The following is a 19,488-nucleotide window of genomic DNA, read 5'->3' on the forward strand; positions in this document are numbered from 1 at the left end:
GGCAGGCAAGGATCCAAGGATGATGGGATAGGGGAGGGACTCCCGATGATCATGTTCTGTGCGGGGACGCGTCCGGAGATCATCAAGCTGGCGCCCTTGGTAGCGGAGTGCCGGGCGCGACTCGGTGGGACCTCGGCACTGTTGGTCGATACCGGACAGCATGCGCCCGAGGTGCTCGATCCCTTGTTGAGCTTCTTCGGTCTGAGCGCCGGGGTTCGTTTCAACGTCCGCCAGGGTGACGACGCCCTGACGTCTCTTAACGCGCGGCTGCTCCAGTCTCTCGGGGATGTCATTCGCGAGCGTGCTCCCCAGGCCGTCATCGTCCAGGGCGATACGGCATCCGCCCTGCAGGGGGCCATGGCGGCCTTTCTCTCGGGAATCCCCGTGGGACATGTGGAGGCCGGACTGCGTAGTGGCAATCCGTGGCAGCCCTTCCCCGAGGAGATGAATCGCAGCGTTATCGGCCGGATGAGCCAGTGGCACTTTGCTCCCACGCTCCGTGCCGCTCGGGCCTTGCGTGCCGAGGCCGTCCCTGGCGAGGTACATGTCACGGGCAACACCATCGTCGATGCGGTCGAGGTGGCCAGGGAGCGCATGAGTGGCGCGGCTCATTCCCTGCTGAGCGAGTCGAGTCGCGGGATGGCGCAAATGCTGCGAGCGCATCGCGGCCTCCTGGTGACGATGCATCGCCGCGAGAATTGGCGCACTGGTGTCGTGTCGGTGGCCGAGGCGGTGAAGGCCCGGCTAGCGGCGTGCCCGGAACTGGCCTGTGTCTGGGTGCTGCATCCTAATCCGAGGGTGGCGGATCGGGTCCGCGAGGTATTGGGCTCCCTGCCTCCGGAACAGGCCGCCCGGCTGCGCCTGGTGGCGCCGCTACCCTATCCCGACATGCTCTATCTGATGCAGGCCTGCGAGCTGTTGCTCACCGACTCGGGAGGGATCCAGGAGGAGGCCGTCTGCCTGGGCCTGCCGACCCTGGTGGCCCGGGACGAGACCGAGCGTCCGGAAGTGATCGAGTCGGGGTGGGGGCGCCTGGTTGGCACCCGCAGGGATCGAGTCGTGGCCGCGCTGGAGGAGGGAAGCTGGCGCGGGGAGACGTTGGAAGGCGGCAATCCATTGGGTGATGGCCGCGCCGCTGGACGTATCCTCGACCTGATCGTGCAAGGCTTGGGGAGGGCGTCATGACGCGGTCGGTAGCCACCGCCGGGGAGACGTCTCAGGGCCCATCCTACCGCCAGGGGTTTCGGCGACACCTCTATAGCCGCCTGATCTGGCCGTTGTTGGCGCTGGGGATAACCGGGACCATCGGCGCCCTGCTGGTGCGGCCCGACCTCAAGGGGGTCTGGGTCATCGCCACCCTCTTGACCGCCATCGGGGCCTTCCTGCCCCTGCAGTATGCCATTGCGCTGGGCGCCCTGGCCTTCGCGACGGTCGTTCCCCTGCTGTTGACCCAGCAGTCGCTCAGCATGCTGAGTGGCGAAGTGTTCCTGGTCTTTGCGCTGTTGCCCTTCGCCCCGGTTTGGCTCTCCGCCGCCCGGGCCCAGCAGCTGGCGGCGACACGCCTGAACATGATGCTGAGCATTCCTCGGGTCAGGGCCGCACTCGATGTCTCGGATTGGAGCCTGTTACCCCGGCCGCGGGCCATCGACCGGCGCCTGCGCGAGATGGCCAAGGCAGGAGCGGTGCCCACGCCCGCGCTACTGTTTCGCCTCGACTTTCTCGATATGCGTAGGGTGAGTGAACTCTTGGGACGGGCCACGGTACAGCAGGCGATATTCGACTTCGCCGGGGAGCTGCACTCGCTGTTGAGGGCCGGTGACATGCTCACCGAGGACATCGAGGGGCAGGGCGCCATGTATCTTCTGGCCTTCCATGACCCCGACGTGCCCGATTGGGCGCGAGCCCTCGTCAGGCGCCTCGAACCGGTGCTGGCCAGATCCGAGTTCGCAGTGCGCCTGCGGTATGCGCGAGTGCCCGAGGATGGCTCTCGCTTGTGGGCGATGCAGTGGCATGAAGTCGACTGATCATGGTGACCATCCTGCTCTGCTCCATGCTGTTCCAGGCCGAGTATCCGCCGGCCGAGGCACTGTTGTCGCTTTACCATGAGCAGGCGCGCTGTGCCCCTGAGCAGGCCTCGGTTCGGCAACCCGCCGTCGAGCCGGCGCAGCGACTCAACGACTACTTTATCGTCGAGCGTGGGGTCTGGCCGGTGGTGGACGGGCAGGTCGGTGATGTCGAGGCCGTCGTTCGGGAGTATGTGTCATGGGGGGTGAATCCTGGGGTACTGCTGGGTGATGTCCTCGATGCTTCGCGAGATGCCGACCGGCGCCGGTGGCTGCGTGATGCCGTTAGCGCCGGTGGCATCCCGGTGGTCAGGCTGGACCCTGACCATCTCCGGACACAGCCCGAGCTGCTGATGGCCTGGTGCGGCCTGGGCCTCTGTCCGCAAGCCTTCTATCTGCCCGAGGGGGTTTCCCCGCTGCTCGAGGGCATGTTGCCTGCCACCTACCTGAGTGCCCCTCACTTCTCCGGGCAGCCGGCCTGGCCATTGCCCCAGCAGGTGCTGGAGATCGGGGAGCGGCATGTCATCCCCCTGCTGGCGTCGGGGGACGCGGTACGGGGGCGGGTGGCTCAACTGTCGCCGGTGAGTCACGGCCCGCTGGAGGAGATCGAGTTGCTGCCCCTGAGCTGGCGCCTCCATGGCCTGGAGTACCGTCTCGAGGCGTCAGGCGAGCTCGAGACCGACTGGCCGGGCAGGGTCATGCTGGCGTTCTACGGTGTGTCGCTGTGGTTCTGGCCTTTCGTCAGTCAGCAGACCTTTCATGTCATCTACTGGCTGAGCGTCGACTTCGCCTGGATCAGCCTGGTGGTGATCCTGCTTAACGTGTTCTGGGCCGTGTCGGTGTTGATGAAACGCCGTGAGATGAAGCGCCGGTTGGGACCAGGGAGGGAGCATGAATCTCGGTGATGCCATGCTGGTGACGGCCCTGTGGGGCATCTGGACGATACTGGCCTACTGGGTCTTCCTGAGTGTCGGGGCCTCACGATACTACTTCTCCAGTAGCGAAGAGGCCGTTCGTCTCGCGCAGTGGGAGGGGCACCTTCCCTTCGTGAGTGTCATGGTGCCGGCGCATAACGAGGCGTTGGTTATCGAGCGTACCGTGCGCGCCCTGTGTGGCCAGAATTACCCGGTCGATCGCTATGAGGTGATCGTGGTGAACGATGGTTCCAGCGATGGCACCGGGGACATCGTGGCGGAGCTGTGCGAGGAGTTTCCCCAGTTACGCTGCTACGACGTGCCGATTGGTGAGGGCGGCAAGGGGAAGTCGCGCACCCTCAATGTGGGGCTTGTCCAGGCCCGTGGCGAGTTGATCTCGGTCTTCGATGCCGACAACACCCCCGAGCCCACCTGTCTCTGGTTGCTGGTGGCGACCCTGGAGAACGATCCCCGGCTGGTGGCCGTCAACGCCAAGGTGCGGACGCGCAACCGCGATGCGACCTGGCTGACCCGCTTTATCAACCTGGAGTTCATCTACTACCAGTGGCTCTTCCAGGGCGGGCGCTGGGCCTGGTTTGGCCTGTCGATGCTGATGGGCACCGGTTACGTGATTCGTCGGGATGTCATCGACGTCCTGGGTGGGTTCGATGAGACCTCGCTGGTGGATGATACCGAGATGAGCCTGCGCATCTTCCGTGGTGATCAGCGCATCCGCTGGGTGCCCTATGCGGTGACCTGGGAGCAGGAGCCCGAGACCTTTCGCGCCTGGCTGCGCCAGCGCACTCGCTGGACCCAGGGCAACCTGTCGGTGATCTGGAAGTACTTGCCGCATGCCGTCAACCAGCCTTATCCACTGGGGCTGGAGATGCTGACCTTCCTCTTCAACTATGTGATCTTCGTGCCGGCCCTGATCACCAGTCACCTGACCTTTCTGCTATCGATACTGGGGGTGGTGACGGTGGATATCCCTGGGCCCTATCTCTATATGTGGATCCTCGCGGTAGTGATTTTTACCCTGCATATGTCGTTCGCCGCCTTGAGCGAGGACCGGCGCTGGTCCGACGCGGGCTATTCGCTTCTCTGCTATTTCACCTATGCCCAGCTGTTTATTCTGGTCCTGTTCTCGGCGGGCTATCAGAACCTGATGGGGCGCCTGTTCAAGAAGAAGCTGCATTGGGCCAAGACGGCCCGCACGAAAGAGGGGGAGTGACGGTGCCAAGGATTCGCGTGACCTGGTGGCTGATAATGGCCTGGATGCTCTCGGCCCCGCCGGTGCTGGGGGCGGCCTGGCCCCTGGCCGATATCGATGTCGAGGAGGCGGCGACGCAGATCAGTCGCTATGTGTATGTTCCCGAGGGGCAGCGCTTCGGCGCGGTGCGCCTGAACGCCACGCTGCTGGGTCAGGGGGGAGAGCATCGGCTGATGGTACGCCTCGACGGCGATATCGTGCATCTGGTCGAGCCGCATGGCCGCCAGACGATCCGGGCGGCGCTGCCGGACCTGACGCCGGGGTTTCATCGTCTCGACTTCCTGGGCTGGCCGGCACGCTACATGGCCGATGAGTCTCTTCAGGAGAGATGTCCGATGCCACTCTCCCGGCCTTTTCAGTTGCGTGAGCTGTCGCTCGATTACCGCCCCCGGTCCACCGGGGAGGTGGCACTTAAACACTTGCCCGACGGGCTGTTCAACCGTGGTCACCCGGGTGGGGGCCTGGGGCACCTGACGATCGAGGCGGGCGACGAGGACGCCTATACGGCGGCCGCACGGCTGGTGAGCTGGCTGGACCGCCAGGCCGACCTGAGATGGGAAACCGGAACGCGGTCGGGTGAGGTGGACTTCGTCATTGATATCCGCCATGACGCCGCCCTGGCGCCACCGGCCCGGGTCGCCTTGATACCGGCGCGCTGGGAGGGCGAGGCGCCCCGGCCGGCGACCCTGGAAATTCGCTATCGCCAGGTTCGGGCCTTGCATGCGGCGGTGCTGGCCCTGCTGGATGTCACCCAGCGGGACCAGTTGCTCGATGCTTATGCCGATTTCGACGTCGAGCGCCGTGAGCCGGCATGGGCCAGGCTGCGCGAGCCGCGCACGCTGGCCGAGCTGGGGCTCGAGGATATTCGCCTGGCCAGCACCGGGCACGCGACCTACCTGCTGGACTATCCCCCCCACTGGCAGCCGACCGGCGTGCCTCGTGGGCAGTTGCTACTCCGCGGACAGGCGGGCCTTCCCCAGGGGGTGCATCTCAACCTCTGGATGGAGGGGGCGCTGAGTGGGTCGCAGCCGTTGCACGAGATGGCCAGTCACAATATCGAGCGCACCCTCCCCCTGGCCGGAGTCGCGGTTCCCGAGCGGCCCCGGCTGACGCTGGAGCTGGCGGCCGAGCTGGAGGTGCCGCGCCACTGTTACCTGTCCCTGCAGGGAGACCTGTGGATCGATGCCGAGGAGAGCGAGGTGGGCTTCGAATATGTGCCCAAGGCCGGCCTGATGGCCCTCATCCCGCGATTGATCGCCGCCCCCAGCGTTCGTTTGCCGGAAGATCACGCCGATGCGGGGATGCAGCTGCTGACCGCCTTGATGCGTGCCCACCGGCAAGCGGCCACGCCGGATCCGGTGCCGTATCGAGTGCGGCTCGCGGGCGACGGGGGGGACGACATGGGCGAGGCGCCCAGTGTCGAGATTCGGGTGGAGCCCGCCATGGCCGATAGGCTGCAGGCGCGCTTCCCCGAGCGGTTGCAGCCCGGGTTCGCCGAGGGGGCACTATGGTGGCGTGCCGATGAGCAGGGACGTGGCCTGATTACCGCGGCCTCGCCCGAGGTGCTGCGGCGTGGCGCCGCGGTGCTGCCGGAACACTGGTGGCGCATCCCGGATGGGACGCGAGAGGCCTTGCTGCATGCCCAGGATGGCACCCTGGTGGTGCTGGCGCACCGCCCGACGCCGGTCGCGGCCCCCTCGCGGGCGCTCTCTCGTGATCAGCTGCACTGGGGACTGATCGCCGTGGCGACGCTCTTCGCGCTGAGCGTCCTGTGGCTTGTCTGGTGGCGCTGGCGGCGCCGGAGGCAGGGCGCATGAGGGCTTGGCTGATGCGGCGGGCGCCCTGGGTGCTGGTAATGGGGCTGCTCACCTCGCCGGCCGCGGCGGAGGCGCCGGAGGTGGAGCGGCTGCTCAATCGCTATTATGACGCCCAGCGACAGGGCGACCTGGACGAGGTGGTCGCGAGCCTCGAGGCGATCTTGGCCATCGAGCCGACGCATGCCACCGCCTGGCGTGCCCTGGGCTACCATCATCAGTCCCAGGGGCGACATACCGCCGCCGCCGAAGCCTTCCTGGCGGCGGCCGGCGAGCCGCCACAACATGAGATGCTGATGGCGGCCGGCTATGCCTATCAGGCCGATGGCCGAGAGGCGGCGGCCACGCACACCTTCCGCCAGGCCGCCGAGGGGGCGGTTACCTCGGCGGCCTATGCGCAGGCTTGCCAGGCCCGAGTCTATACGGCGGCCCTGATGCACCGGAGGCTGCCGTCGCCCTGGGGGCTCTCGGTCTACAGCGATACCCTCTATGCCTCGCGCTTCGATAATACCGTGACCGAGAATCGCGTGCGCCTCAGGCGTTACCTCGACGCGGAGCGGCGGAGCGCGGTCTATGGCATGTTGACGTATCAGGACGATTGGAAGTCCCAGGTGGTCGATGGCATTCCCGAGATCTACAGCGACAACTATGTCGGTATCGGTGGCGGGGCCGAGTGGTGGCCCCACCCCGCCGTCAGGCTCTATGGGGAGCTGAGCTATAACCGCGACCTGCTGGCGCGGGATGGTGAACGACGCACGGGAGTCGATAGCCGGGTCGGCCTGGACGCCTTTCAGGCCTGGGGCGCCCTGCGACGCTGCTCTCTGCATGGGGAGTGGCCGCTGGCACCCTATGGCCAGGCCTATGCCTCCGTACAGTATCCCAGCCGCTACGAGAACCTGCTGGGGCAGCTCACCCTCTGGCAGGGCTGGCGCCTGTATCGCCACCGGATGAGCGAGGTCTCGGTCTATGCCAAGGTCAACCTGCTGTGGGACAGCGAGGGGCTCTATTACAACAATGTCATCGAGGCGGGGCCGGGCCTCTCCTGGCAGCCCTCCCTCGCCTGGCCCGTGGAGATTCGCCTGGAGCGACTCTTCGGTCGCTACCTGAGAGGCGAGCATGACGAGGGCGGCTATGCAACGACGCAGCTACAACTGATCGTCAGCTTCGATATCTAGTCGCCTGTCGCCGCCAACGCCGAGCCGCCTCGAAGCGCTCCCGTGCTCGGGAAGTGCCGTCAGCCGTTTAGAAGAGCCAGGGTGCCAGCAGGCGCAGTGCCAGCACCTGGTGGGTTCGCAAGTGGCGGGCCGAGAAGGCGTAAACCTCGAGTCCCCGGTAGCGGCGCAACTGATCAATCAACTGGCTGAGCCTGGCAGGGCCAACGTGGCCGTCGCGAGACAGGCGAAAGGCCTCCATCACCATGATCAGGCGTGAAGGGCCCAATACCTCGATCAGCGCGTCGGCGCGGGCGCGTGCCTGAGCCGGTGTCTGTTGGCCGACGCCGACGCCGTCCTGATAAAGCAGGATTGCGTCGTCGGGCAGCCAGGAGGCGACCCAGCTCGCATAGCCCCGGGGCGTCATCTCATACCCGCCATAGCTGCTGACATAGCGGGGGCGAGGCAAGGTGTCGAGGTAGGCCCGGTAGGCCTCGGCATCCCGCCAGTCCGGGCTGAATTCGATGGGCGCATACCACCCCGCCACCGGGAAAGCGACGTCTTCGACCAGCATTGCCCCCTGTTGACCGAGGCGCTGCCAGTGCCGCCGGGCGTCATCGAGGTGCATGCGCGAGGCCAGGCCGAGAATGATCCGCGAGGCCCAGGGCTCGCGTCCCAGGGCGTCCCAGTCCGGTAACCTCGGTTGTGGCGCGAACTGGGCCGAAGGCAGCCAGGCCAGGTTATCGTTCAGTGACCACTGGACCAGCAGGCTATCGGCGCCTAGCAGGTGCCACTGGCCTTGGGGGCGGGGATAGTCATTGGTCGGCTGCCAGATGATACCGTCCAGCAAAGAGGGCGCGGGCCGCGACACCAGGATCGCCAGGCCGATGGCCAGTGCCAGCAGCAGGAGCAGACCAGTCTTGGTGAGGCGCTTCATTCGTGCTCGCCATTCCGGGTACGCGTCGGCCAGGTCTCGGATAACAGCGGCTCCAGGGCTGGCCAGACGTTATCGAGGATAAGTGGCTGGGCCGCGGCGTTGGGGTGGATGCCGTCAGATTGCATCAGCTCGCTATCCAGCGCGATTCCTTCGAGCAGGAAGGGCACCAGTAGCAGGTCATAGTCGTCGGCGAGGCGGTGGAAAACGCCGGTAAAGGCGTCCCGGTAGGCCTGGCCATAGTTGGGGGGAATATCGATCCCCAGCAGCAGCACCTCGGCCGTCGCGGCCTGGCTCGCCTCGATCATGCGGGTCAGGTTGGCCCGAAGTTGCCCGGGCGGCAGGCCACGCAGGCCGTCGTTGCCGCCCAGCTCGAGCAGAACGATGTCGGGGGCGTGCTGTCCCAGCAAGTCGGGAAGTCGGGCCGCGCCGCCGCCGCTGGTCTCGCCGCTGATGCTGGCATTGATCACCTCGGCGCGGCCGTCCAGGCGCTGCGCCAGTAGCGCCACCCAGCCTTGGCGGGCCTCGATGCCGTAGGCCGCGCTCAGGCTATCCCCCACCACCAGCAGGCGGGGCGGCGCGTCCGCGCCGGCCGTGCCCGCCAGCAGTAACAGCAGGCCCAGCGTCCACACCATCAGGTACCGCTTTGCGTCGCCGGCATGGCAGACTGACCCCTGGCGTCGCCAATTGATAGGGAATTCCTCGATCATGTCCCACTCCTCGTCCGAACGCACCGTGACTCCCGCCCCGATTCTACACGCCGATGGCCTCGGCAAGGGGGTCGACAGCGGCGAGCGTCATTTGACCATTCTGAGTGATCTGGCCCTCGAGGTGTTCCCCGGCGAGAGCCTGGCGATCCTCGGCCAGAGTGGCGCCGGCAAGTCGACCCTGCTGGGGCTGCTGGCGGGGCTGGATACCCCCAGCGCCGGCCGGTTGGAACTCTTCGGCCAGTCGCTGGCGGAACTCGACGAGGATGGCCGGGCGGTCCTGCGCGCCGGCCGCGTCGGTTTCGTGTTCCAGAACTTCCAGTTGCTGCCGACCCTCACGGCGCTGGAGAACGTGCTGCTGCCGCTGGAGTTGTCGCCACAGCCTGACGGTGAGGCCCGTGCCCGGGAGTGGCTGGAGCGGGTCGGCCTGGGCGAGCGCCTCGATCACCTGCCCAAGCAACTCTCCGGTGGCGAGCAGCAGCGGGTGGCCATCGCCCGCGCCTTCGTCACCGGCGCCGAACTGGTGTTCGCCGATGAGCCCACCGGCAACCTGGATCCGGCCACCGGGGCGCGCATCATCGAGCTGCTCTTTAAGCTCAACCGCGAGGCGGGCACCACCCTGGTGCTGGTGACCCATGATCACGCCCTGGCGCGGCGCTGCCAGCGTGCCCTGCGCCTCGTCGATGGGCGCCTGGAGACGCTCGCCCTGGATGAGGTGGAGGCATGAACCGGGCGGCGACCCTGCCACATCAGGGCGCGATTCAGGCGCTGCGCTTCTCCGCCCGGGGCCTGTGGCGCGACTTGCGCGCCGCCGACGTGCGGGCGCTGTTCCTGGCACTGATGCTGGCGGTGGCGGCCTCCACCATGATCGGTTTCTTCCTCGACCGCCTCGATCGTGGCCTGACCCGTCAGGCGGGGCAGTTGCTGGGCGGCGACCTGGTGCTGGAACAGGGCCAGCCCTTCGCCCCGGAGCTGCGCCGGACCCTGGCGCAAGCCGGGCTGACCCTCAGCGACCAGGTGGACCTGGTCTCCATGGTCAGCCTGGGGGACGCCTTCCAGGTGGCCAGCCTCAAGGTGGTGGATGGCGTCTATCCGCACTACGGCAGCGTCCTGGTGGAACGTGGCGAGGGCCGCGAGTCCCTGGCCCGGGGCCCGGCCCCCGGCGAGGCCTGGCTGGCGCCGCGCCTGGCGCTCTTGCTGGACGCCGAGCTGGGCGACCGGGTGCGTGTCGGCGAGACCGAGCTGCGGGTCACCGGCCTGGTGGAGCGAGAGCCGGACCAGTCGGCGGGCTTCGGCAACTTCAATCCGCGGCTGATGATGCACCTCGACGACCTGGAAGCGACCCAACTGGTGCAGCCCGGCTCGCGGGTGGAATATGAGCTGCTCGCCGCCGGCCCCCCGGAGGCCTTGAATGGTCTCGACCCGCTGCTGGAGCGGCTGCGCCGCGACGGGGTCGAGGTGCGTGACGTGCGCCGTGACCGTCCCGGCCTGGGCAATGCCCTGGAGCGGGCCGAGCGCTACCTGAGCCTGGCGGGCCTGGCGGCGGTGCTCTTGGCCGGGGTGGCGGTGGCCATGGCCACTCGTCGCTACGTGGATCGTCACCTGGATACCGCGGCCCTGCTGCGCTGCTTCGGTGCCACCCAGCGCCAGCTGACCCGCCTCTTCGCCCTGCAACTGCTCTGGCTGGCCCTGGCCGCCTCGATCCTGGGGGCCCTGCTGGGCCTGGCCGGCCAGGCGCTGCTGCTTGGCCTGTTGGCCACTTTCCTGCCCCTGACCTTGCCGGCGCCAGGCCCCTTGCCGCTGTTGCTCGGCGTGCTGACCGCCGTGGCGGTACTGGTGGGCTTCGCCGGCCCGACCCTGCTGCGCCTCAAGCGGGTCAGCGCCCTCAAGGTACTGCGCCGCGAGCTCGACCCGCTGCCGCCGGCGGCCTGGCTGGTGGTGGTCGTGGCCAGTCTGGTGTTCGGCGCCCTGCTGTGGCTCTACTCCGGGGATATCGGCCTGGCCATCGGCCTGTTGCTGGGGGGCTGGGTGATGCTGACCCTGCTCTGGGGCCTGGGCTGGGCGCTGCTCGGCCTGGTGTTGCGCCTGGTCACCCGGCTGCCGGCGGGGAAGGGCGGCTGGGGCCAGGCGCTGCGCCTGGGCGGGCGCCAACTGGCCCGGCGCCGCGACGCCAGCCTGGGGCAGATGCTGGCCTTCGCGGTGACCTTCTTCGCCATGGCGATGATCGCCCTGGTGCGCGGCGACCTGCTGACCACCTGGCAGGCGCAGCTCCCCGAGGAGATGCCCAATTACTTCGCCATCAATATCCAGCCCGCCGAGCGGGACCCCTTCGTCGAGGTGCTGGATGCCCGGGCCGACGAGCGCACCGCCCTCTACCCCATGGTGCGGGGACGCCTCACCGCCATCAATGGCACCCCGGCGCGGGAGGCCGTGCCTGCCGAGGCCCGCGGCGACAATTCCCTGCGCCGCGAACTCAACCTGACCTGGCAGGGCGAGCTGCCCGAGGGCAATCGCCTGGTGGCCGGGCGGTGGTTTTCCGCCGCACCCGGCCCCGACGAGCCGGTGCCGATCTCCCTGGAGGATGGCTTCGCCGAGCGCCTGGGGCTCGGCCTCGGCGACACCCTGACCTTTACCATCGGCGGCCGGGAGATCGGCGGCCGGGTGGCCAGCCTGCGCGACCTGGACTGGGACAGCTTCCGGCCCAACTTCTTCGTGATCTTCCCGCCGGGGATACTGGATCGCTTCGGCCATAGCTATATCACCGCCTTCCACCTGAATAGCGACGAGGGCGAGACCCTGCGCAGCCTGGTGCGCGACTTCCCCGGCGTCTCGCTGCTCAATATCGACGCCATCCTGGCCCAGGTGCGCGAGCTGGTGACCCAGGTGACCCGGGCGGTGGAGCTGGTACTGGCCCTGGTGCTGCTGGCCGGGGTCAGCGTGCTCTACGCGGCCCTCACCGCCAGCCGCCCGGTGCGCGCCCACGAGGGCGGCCTGTTGCGGGTCTTCGGCGCGGGAACGCGCACCCTCTCGCGGGTGCAGGGCGCCGAATTCGCCATCCTCGGCCTGGCCAGTGGCCTGATGGGGGCCCTGCTGGCGGAGCTGGCCACCGCCGGGCTCTATGCGCTGTGGTTCGATCTGCCGCCGCGGCCACATCCGCTAGTTTGGCTGTTGTTGCCCGCCGGCGGCGCCCTGTTGATCGGGGCGATCGGCCATCTGCTCTCCCGGGGGCTGCGCCGCGAGGCGCCCATGGCCAGCCTGGGGCTACTGGGGGAGACCTGAGCGCGGCCCGTGAGCCTTTAGTTGCGCTAAAGCGAAAGTGAGAAATTATCGAGTCGCTCATGACGGCCTTTCATGTGAAAGGCCGTCGAGGCTGGGGTATCATGGCGCCTTCGAGTTTACCGCCTACCGAGGACCCTCGCCGATGTTCAGTCGTGACATGCAGATTGCCGGTTTCGATGATGTGCTCTTCGACGCGATGCAGAAGGAAGTCGCGCGCCAGGAAGCGCATATCGAACTGATCGCTTCCGAGAACTACGCCAGCCCCCGCGTGATGGAAGCCCAGGGCTCCCAGCTCACCAACAAGTACGCGGAAGGCTATCCCGGCAAGCGCTACTACGGCGGCTGCGAGTACGTGGATATCGTCGAGCAACTGGCCATCGACTACGCCAAGCAGCTGTTCGGGGCCAGCTACGCCAACGTCCAGCCGCACTCCGGCTCCCAGGCCAATGGCGCCGTCTTCCAGGCCCTGGTTAAACCGGGCGACACCGTGCTGGGCATGAGCCTGGACGCCGGCGGTCACCTGACCCACGGTGCCAAGCCCAACTTCTCCGGTAAGCACTATAACGCCGTGCAGTACGGCATCGACGACAGCGGCCGCATCGACTACGACGAAGTCGCCAAGCTGGCCCGCGAGCATCAGCCGAAGATGATCATCGCCGGCTTCTCCGCCTACTCCCAGATCATCGACTGGGCCAAGTTCCGCGAGATCGCCGACGAAGTGGGTGCCTACCTGCTGGTCGACATGGCCCACGTGGCCGGCCTGGTGGCCGCCGGCGTCTACCCGACCCCGCTGCCCCACGCCCATGTGGTCACCACCACCACCCACAAGACCCTGCGTGGCCCGCGTGGCGGCCTGATCCTCTCCGCCGAGGGCAACGAGGAGATCGAGAAGAAGCTGCAGTCCGCTGTCTTCCCGGGCGGCCAGGGTGGCCCCCTGGAGCACGTCATCGCCGCCAAGGCGATCTGCTTCAAGGAAGCCATGGCCCCCGAATTCAAGACCTACCAGCAGCAGGTGGTCAAGAACGCCCAGGCCATGGCCGGCGTGTTTATCGAGCGTGGCTTCGAGATCGTCTCCGGCGGCACCGAGGACCACCTCTTCCTGCTGTCGCTGATCAAGCAGGGCCTGACCGGCAAGGACGCGGACGCCGCCCTGGGGCGCGCCCATATCACCGTCAACAAGAACGCCGTGCCCGGCGACCCCCAGAGCCCCTTCGTCACCTCCGGCCTGCGCATCGGCGCCCCGGCGGTGACCACCCGCGGTTTCGGTGAGGCCGAGTGCAAGGCGCTGACCGGCTGGATCTGCGATATCCTCGACGTGATGGCCAAGGGCGAGGACACCGCCGCCATCGAGGCCGAGGTCAAGGCCAAGGTCGAGGCGGTCTGCGCCGAGTTCCCGGTCTACCGCTAAGGCCGATATCGCATGATGTAAGAGGCGATGGCGCCCTGTCGTCGCCCCGCCGTTACCACGCCCCGCGCCGTCTCGACGGCGCGGGGCGTGTCGTTTACGGGACCTGGCCACGGTCTTGTCCTGAAGCAAGGTGGAGTCGCGATATCTCCAGTATGCTGAGGGAAACCGGCGGTGGGAGGAGGCGACGCCATGGCGACACTGACGTTTCTCGGCGCGGTGGGGGAGGTGACCGGCTCGCGCTATCTGCTCGAGGTGGATGGCGGCGAGGGGACGCGGCAGCTGCTGCTGGAGTGCGGCCTGCGCCAGGGTGGCAGCGATGCCGACGAGCACAATGCCAGGCCCTTCGGCAGGCTGGCCCGGGAACTCTCGGCGGTGGTGATCTCCCACGGTCACCTGGATCATTCGGGGCTCTTGCCCAAGCTGGTGCGCGAGGGCTACCGGGGGCCCATCCACTGCACCCGGGACACCCGCGATCTGCTGGAGATCATGCTTGCCGATGCGGCCTTCGTGATGGCCAAGGATCTCGAGTGGGAGAACAAGTGGCGCAAGAAGGCCGGCAAGCCCCAGATCGAGCCGCTCTATGAGTTGGAGGACGTGGAGCAGACCCTGGCCCAGTGCGAGCCCCATCCCTATGGTCAGCCGGTGCATCTACCGGGGGGCGTGACCCTGGTTTACCGCGATGCCGGGCATATCCTCGGCTCGGCCATCGTGGAGCTCGCCGTGCCCTCCGGAGGGCGGCAGCGGCGCCTGGTCTTCTCCGGGGATCTGGGCAATCCCGGTTCGGTGCTGATGGAGGATCCTGAGAAGGTCTTCGAGGCCGATGTGGTGCTGATGGAGAGCACCTACGGCGATCGCGATCATCGGCCCCTGGACGAGACCCTGGAGGAGTTCGCCCGAGTGCTGGAGGAGGCCCACGCCGCCGGCGGCAATGTGCTGATCCCCGCCTTCGCGGTGGGGCGCACCCAGGAGGTGCTCTATCACCTCAGCGTGCTCTACCATGGGGGGCGCCTCAAGCAGCAGCTGGTGTTCCTCGATAGCCCCATGGCCATTCGTGTCACCGAGCTCTATCAGAAGAAGCACAAGTCGCTGAATCGGGACGACCTCAAGGTGCTCAACGTGGCCGCCCGGGGGGACCCCAGCCAGTACCTGCCGGTGTTGCGCCTGACCCGCAGCGTCGAGGAGTCCATGGCCATCAACCGCATCCACGGCGGCGCCATCATTATCGCCGGGGCCGGCATGTGCAACGGCGGGCGGATCATTCACCACCTGCGCTACAACCTGGCCAAACCCAGCACCCGGGTGGTGATCGTCGGGTTCCAGGCCGCCGGCACCCGGGGGCGCCAACTGGTGGATGGCGTCGAACGGCTCAAGCTGTTCGGCGAAGAGGTGCCGGTCAAGGCGCGTATCCATACCATCGGTGGCTTCTCCGCCCATGCCGGCCAGAGCGAACTGTTGGCCTGGGCCGGGGCCTTTCGCCATCGACCGCGCTTCTACCTGGTGCATGGCGAACCCGGGGCCCAGCAGGCGCTGCGGGCGGCCCTGGCCGACGTCGGGATCGAGGCCGAGATTCCCGCCTACGGGGAGCGTATCGAGCTGTAGCCCCATGGGGCAGGGGAATACACGAATCAGTCGGGAATGCTTCTTTAGTGAATTGAATATTAAGCAATTTCCTGATACTCGGGGGTGACTGGTGAAATATCGGCGGGGGGACTAACGTAAGTAAGATCGACGTTTTTGTTGCGCAAGTTTCCTTCGCACTCGAGCTTCGCGCTCGCACCGGTGAACCACCATGGCCAGCCAGGAGGAGGTAACGGACCTTAAGCAGGCGCTAGGCGTCTGCCGGGGTGGCTTTGCGTCGGTGGGGTTCTTCAGCCTGTTTATCAACCTGCTGATGCTGGTGCCCGCCATCTATATGCTGCAGGTCTACGATCGGGTGCTCTCCACCCGCAGCGGCGAGACGCTGCTGATGCTGACCCTGGTGGTGGTCTTCCTGTTCGTGATCATGGGGGGACTGGAACTGGTGCGCTCGCGGATGCTGGTGCGGATCGGCAATCGTCTCGACACCCTGCTCAATGGCCGCCTCTACCGGGCCATGTTCCGCCGCAGCCTGATCGGCAACGGTTCCACCTCGGCCCAGCCCCTGGAGGACCTGTCCAGCCTGCGTCAGTTTCTCTCCGGCAGTGGCCTGCTGGCCTTCTTCGATGCGCCCTGGGTGCCCATCTATCTGGCGGTGCTCTTCCTCTTTCACCCCTGGCTGGGGATCTTCGCCACCGCTTCCGGCCTGCTGTTGCTGGCCTTGGCGCTGGCCGGCGAGAAGCTCACCCAGCCCTTGCTGGCCGAGGCCCAGGGCGAGCATATCAAGGCCCGGGAGCTGGCGGCATCGAACCTGCGCAACGCCGAGGTACTGCATGGCATGGGCATGTTGCCGGGCATCATGAATCGCTGGTCCCGTCGCCATCACCACTACCTGGCCGGGCTGTCCCGGGCCAACGATCGTGGCGAGGCCCTGGGCAATGTCTCCCGGGTGCTGCGCCTGCTGGCCCAGTCACTGATCCTGGGGCTGGGAGCCTGGCTGGTGCTGCGCGCCGAGATGACCCCGGGCATGATGATCGCCGGTGCCATCATCATGAGCCGCGCCCTGGCTCCCATCGATCGGCTGATTTCTACCTGGAAAGGCTTCGTGGCCGCCCGCGGGGCCTACGGCCGCCTCGACACGCTCTTGAAGCAGAATCCCGCGGAGCCGTCGCGGATGTCGCTGCCCGCCCCGCGGGGCGAGATCCAGGTGGAGGGCGTATCCGCCGCGCCCCCCGGCTGTCGCATGCCGACCCTGCGGGGACTCAATTTCGCGGTGAGCGCCGGAGAGCATATCGGCATCATCGGCCCCAGCGCCGCCGGCAAGTCGAGCCTGGCCCGGGTGCTACTGGGCATCTGGCCGCCGCTGGCCGGCACGGCACGCCTCGACGGGGCCGATGTGGCGCAGTGGAATCGCGAGGAGCTGGGCCCCCATGTGGGCTACCTGCCCCAGGATATCGAATTGTTCGAGGGCAGCATCGCCGAGAATATCGCTCGCTTCGGCGAGGTCGATACCCAGGCCGTGGTCGCCGCCGCCCGCAAGGCCGGTGTCCACGAGATGGTGCTGGCCCTGGCGGAAGGCTACGACACCTTGATTGGCCCTGGCGGCGCCGGTCTCTCCGGCGGCCAGCGTCAGCGTATCGGCCTGGCCCGGGCGCTCTATGGCAGTCCGACGCTGGTGGTGCTCGACGAGCCCAACGCCAACCTCGACGACCGCGGCGAATACGCCCTGCGCGCCGCCATCGCGAGCCTCAAGCGCGAGGGGATCACCCTCTTCGTGATCAGCCACCGGACCCACCTGCTGAAGAGCATGGACAAGCTGATGCTGCTGCGCGACGGCCAGATCCAGCTGTTCGCCTCCTGTGACGAGGTCATGGCGCGCCTGACCGCCAAGCCGGCCGTCAGGGCGCCGCTCGCGTCGGGGCGTGTCGCGGCGGTGGCCGGCGGACGCCCCGGGCAGGTGCGGCCGGCGAGTGGAGGAGAGGACCAGGATGAGTCGACTGGTTGAACGAGAGCCGGGGGAGAGCAAGTCGGCAGTGGCCGAGCCTGCCGTGCTGGAGGGCGAGTATGAGGTGCGGGTGCCGGTCACCTACCGTCGCTACCTCTATATCGGGCTGCTGGTGCTGTTGTTGGCACTGGGTGGCTTCGGCGGCTGGGCCTTCAGCGCCAGCCTGGCGGTGGCGGTCGTGGCGCCGGGGCATGTGGCCGTGGAGTCTTTCCGGCGTTCGGTGCAGCATCTGGAGGGCGGAATCGTCGGCGAGATCCTGGTCGCCGACGGGGATCGCGTCGAGGCCGGCCAGCCCCTGATCGTGATCGACGATGCCCGGGCCCGCTCTCAGTTGCAGATCGTCCGCACCCAATACCTGGTGGGGCGGGCCACCGAGCTGCGCCTGCTGGCCGAGCAGCGTGGTGCCGAGACGCTGGCCTTTCCCGAGGCCCTTACCGGCAGCGACCTGTCCCGGGTGCGCGAGATGCTCTCCGTGCAGCAGGCGCTCTTCGCCGCCCGTCGGGAATCCCTGCGCGGTACCCTGGAAGCCCTGGACTCCCAGGCCGACCAGATGCAGCGCCAGATCGAGGGGCTGGGGGAGATGGTGCAACTGGGCGAGCGGCAACTGGCCTCCCTGAGCGGCGAGGCTAATGATCTGCGCGACCTCTTCCGGCGTGGCATGGTCGGCAACCAGCGACTGCGTGAGGTAGAGCGGGACCGGCTGGAACTCGCCCGGGAGGTCGCCGGCTATCGCGCCGAGATCGGCCGCCTGGGGTCCCAGATCAGCGAGACACGCGTGCAGCGCGAGATCCGGATTCAGGAATTCCACCGCGAGGTCGGCGAGCAGCTCCGCGAGACCCAGGTCCAGGTGGCCGAGGCCGAGGAGCGTATCGCCTCCCTGGCCGATCAGGTGGCGCGTACCACGGTCATGGCCCCGGTCGCGGGCATCGTCGTGGAGCGCCGGGTGCATTCGGTAGGGGATGTGCTGCGCCCCGGCGATCCGTTGCTGGATATCGTGCCGGTGGACGACAGCCTCCTGGTCGAGGCCCGGGTGCCGGACCGTGACATCGACCGGCTCTATCCCGGCCAGCCGGCGGAGATCCGCTTCTCCGCCTTCAACCAGCGCACCACCCACGTCATCGCGGCGCGCGTGATCTTCATCGGCGCCGATAGCCAGGTGGACGAGGCCACGGGCGTGCGCTTCTACCGGGTGCGGCTGAGAGTGACCGAGGAGGGACGCAATATGATGAGCGAAGAGATGCAACTGCTTTCCGGAATGCCTGCAGAGGTGATGATTCATACCGGCGAACGTACCTTCGCCAGCTATATCACCAAGCCGATCACCGACATGCTGGCCCGAGCCATTCGCGAGGAGTAGAACTGGCCGGGTGGCAACAAGGAAGGGAGACGCTTCTGTATGTTGCTGGAGAATCCACCGATTCACCTGGTTACCGAGTCGACGCCACAGTCACAGTTGTTTGCCGACTACCTGCATCGGCAGCTGGAATGCGTGGTATCCCTGCTGACGCCACGGATGGCTGGTCGGCCCCGTGGTGAGAGCCGGCTGGTGATCCTGTTGGATATCGACCACCTGGACGAGGCCGCCCTGCATGCCTGGCGACTCCGCGTCGCCGAGCTGCCCGATGCTTTCCTGGCCGCCTTCAACCTGCGCGATGAGGCGCATGCCGTGGAGCTACTCTCCAGCATGCACCTCCAGGGCATCTTCTATCGCAGCGACAGCCTCGAGCTGATCTGCAAGGGGCTGAGCCTGCTGCGGGAGGGAAAGCCCTGGATGTCCCGCTCGCTGATGGCCCGCCTGCTGGAGTACTACCGGCAGCGCCAGCTCAATGTCTATCGCCCCACCTGCGGCCTGACCCAGCGTGAGCTGGAGATCATCGGCCTGCTGGGGGCCGGGGCCTCCAATATGGAGATCGCCGACCGGCTCTTCGTCAGCGAGCATACCGTCAAGTCGCACCTCTATAACATCTTCCGCAAGATCGACGTGCATAGCCGCGGCCAGGCGATCAACTGGACTCGTCGCCATCTAGGGGCCCCGCCCCCGCTGTCCGAGCGCCGCTACCCGGAATAACCCACGCCTCTTCTCTCGCGACCCTATGACACTCGCGTCCAACTTGGTTGGAGGCGTCTTCGGCCTATCCAACCTACGTAGGCCTGCGCATCGGGGCCAGGAAAGTCGTATAAGCGAGCGTCAGCGAGAGCACCCGACGGACCCACGCTTCGAAGTATGAGAAAACTCATGCCTTGAGTACGAGCTTGTCCAATATATGGGCATGTTGTTTTATGGGCGTTTCTCGTGTTTCCGACAGCAGATAATTGGTTCTGTTTTCTTGTGTAATTGATAAGTAAATAGCGGTGGTATGGCTAAGTT

At 67.0% G+C, this 19,488-nt stretch carries 15 protein-coding genes; 13 read left to right on the forward strand and 2 right to left on the reverse strand.

Annotation, left to right across the window (positions count from 1 at the left end):
* Nucleotides 1–45: 45 nt before the first annotated feature.
* From wecB to ACQ1W9_RS05315, 6 genes are read left to right on the forward strand one after another with little or no spacing between them, the layout of a single operon-like run.
* Complete coding sequence (wecB, locus tag ACQ1W9_RS05290) at nt 46–1,185, forward strand: non-hydrolyzing UDP-N-acetylglucosamine 2-epimerase (protein ID WP_431025669.1); 1,140 nt, start codon at nt 46–48, stop codon at nt 1,183–1,185.
* Complete coding sequence (locus ACQ1W9_RS05295) at nt 1,182–2,024, forward strand: hypothetical protein (protein WP_431025670.1); 843 nt, start codon at nt 1,182–1,184, stop codon at nt 2,022–2,024. Before wecB ends, ACQ1W9_RS05295 begins: the two co-directional genes overlap by 4 nt.
* Nucleotides 2,025–2,026: 2 nt before the next feature.
* Nucleotides 2,027–2,968 (forward strand): hypothetical protein, encoded by a 942-nt coding sequence (locus ACQ1W9_RS05300; RefSeq protein WP_431025671.1) that lies wholly within the window; start codon nt 2,027–2,029, stop codon nt 2,966–2,968.
* Nucleotides 2,955–4,208 carry a glycosyltransferase gene (locus tag ACQ1W9_RS05305; RefSeq protein ID WP_431025672.1) on the forward strand — a complete coding sequence of 418 codons (1,254 nt, stop codon included), beginning with the start codon at nt 2,955–2,957 and terminating at the stop codon, nt 4,206–4,208. Before ACQ1W9_RS05300 ends, ACQ1W9_RS05305 begins: the two co-directional genes overlap by 14 nt.
* Nucleotides 4,209–4,210: 2 nt before the next feature.
* Nucleotides 4,211–6,064 (forward strand): hypothetical protein, encoded by a 1,854-nt coding sequence (locus ACQ1W9_RS05310; protein ID WP_431025673.1) that lies wholly within the window; start codon nt 4,211–4,213, stop codon nt 6,062–6,064.
* Nucleotides 6,061–7,236, forward strand: coding sequence for a hypothetical protein (locus tag ACQ1W9_RS05315; protein WP_431025674.1), 1,176 nt, complete (start codon nt 6,061–6,063; stop codon nt 7,234–7,236). Before ACQ1W9_RS05310 ends, ACQ1W9_RS05315 begins: the two co-directional genes overlap by 4 nt.
* A 67-nt stretch (nt 7,237–7,303) precedes the next feature.
* On the opposite strand, the gene ACQ1W9_RS05320 is transcribed toward ACQ1W9_RS05315, so the two are convergent.
* Nucleotides 7,304–8,149, reverse strand: a complete 846-nt coding sequence (locus tag ACQ1W9_RS05320) for a hypothetical protein (protein WP_431025675.1) — start codon at nt 8,147–8,149, stop codon at nt 7,304–7,306.
* Nucleotides 8,146–8,781, reverse strand: coding sequence for an arylesterase (locus ACQ1W9_RS05325; protein WP_431025676.1), 636 nt, complete (start codon nt 8,779–8,781; stop codon nt 8,146–8,148). Before ACQ1W9_RS05325 ends, ACQ1W9_RS05320 begins: the two co-directional genes overlap by 4 nt.
* A 73-nt stretch (nt 8,782–8,854) precedes the next feature.
* On the opposite strand from ACQ1W9_RS05325, the gene ACQ1W9_RS05330 reads away from it, so the two are divergent.
* The 7 genes from ACQ1W9_RS05330 (at nt 8,855) to ACQ1W9_RS05360 (ending at nt 19,188) form a co-directional block, all read left to right on the forward strand.
* Nucleotides 8,855–9,580 carry an ABC transporter ATP-binding protein gene (locus ACQ1W9_RS05330; protein WP_431025677.1) on the forward strand — a complete coding sequence of 242 codons (726 nt, stop codon included), beginning with the start codon at nt 8,855–8,857 and terminating at the stop codon, nt 9,578–9,580.
* Nucleotides 9,577–12,132: an ABC transporter permease gene (locus tag ACQ1W9_RS05335; protein WP_431025678.1), complete on the forward strand. Its 2,556-nt coding sequence runs from the start codon at nt 9,577–9,579 to the stop codon at nt 12,130–12,132. Before ACQ1W9_RS05330 ends, ACQ1W9_RS05335 begins: the two co-directional genes overlap by 4 nt.
* Before the next feature lie 142 nt (nt 12,133–12,274).
* Nucleotides 12,275–13,540, forward strand: coding sequence for a serine hydroxymethyltransferase (gene glyA / locus ACQ1W9_RS05340; protein ID WP_431025679.1), 1,266 nt, complete (start codon nt 12,275–12,277; stop codon nt 13,538–13,540).
* A gap of 189 nt (nt 13,541–13,729) precedes the next feature.
* Nucleotides 13,730–15,139, forward strand: coding sequence for an MBL fold metallo-hydrolase RNA specificity domain-containing protein (locus ACQ1W9_RS05345; protein WP_431025680.1), 1,410 nt, complete (start codon nt 13,730–13,732; stop codon nt 15,137–15,139).
* A gap of 190 nt (nt 15,140–15,329) precedes the next feature.
* Nucleotides 15,330–17,120: a type I secretion system permease/ATPase gene (locus ACQ1W9_RS05350; protein ID WP_431025681.1), complete on the forward strand. Its 1,791-nt coding sequence runs from the start codon at nt 15,330–15,332 to the stop codon at nt 17,118–17,120.
* Nucleotides 17,104–18,477, forward strand: coding sequence for an HlyD family type I secretion periplasmic adaptor subunit (locus ACQ1W9_RS05355; RefSeq protein WP_431025682.1), 1,374 nt, complete (start codon nt 17,104–17,106; stop codon nt 18,475–18,477). The genes ACQ1W9_RS05350 and ACQ1W9_RS05355 overlap by 17 nt, the downstream gene beginning before the upstream one ends.
* A 39-nt stretch (nt 18,478–18,516) precedes the next feature.
* Entirely contained in the window at nt 18,517–19,188 is a 672-nt protein-coding gene (locus ACQ1W9_RS05360) for a LuxR C-terminal-related transcriptional regulator (RefSeq protein ID WP_431025683.1), read from the forward strand.
* The last annotated feature ends 300 nt before the right edge of the window (nt 19,189–19,488 follow it).

The organism is Halomonas sp. H5, assembly GCF_050613175.1.
In the GTDB taxonomy this organism is placed as follows: Bacteria; Pseudomonadota; Gammaproteobacteria; order Pseudomonadales; family Halomonadaceae; genus Bisbaumannia; species Bisbaumannia salifodinae.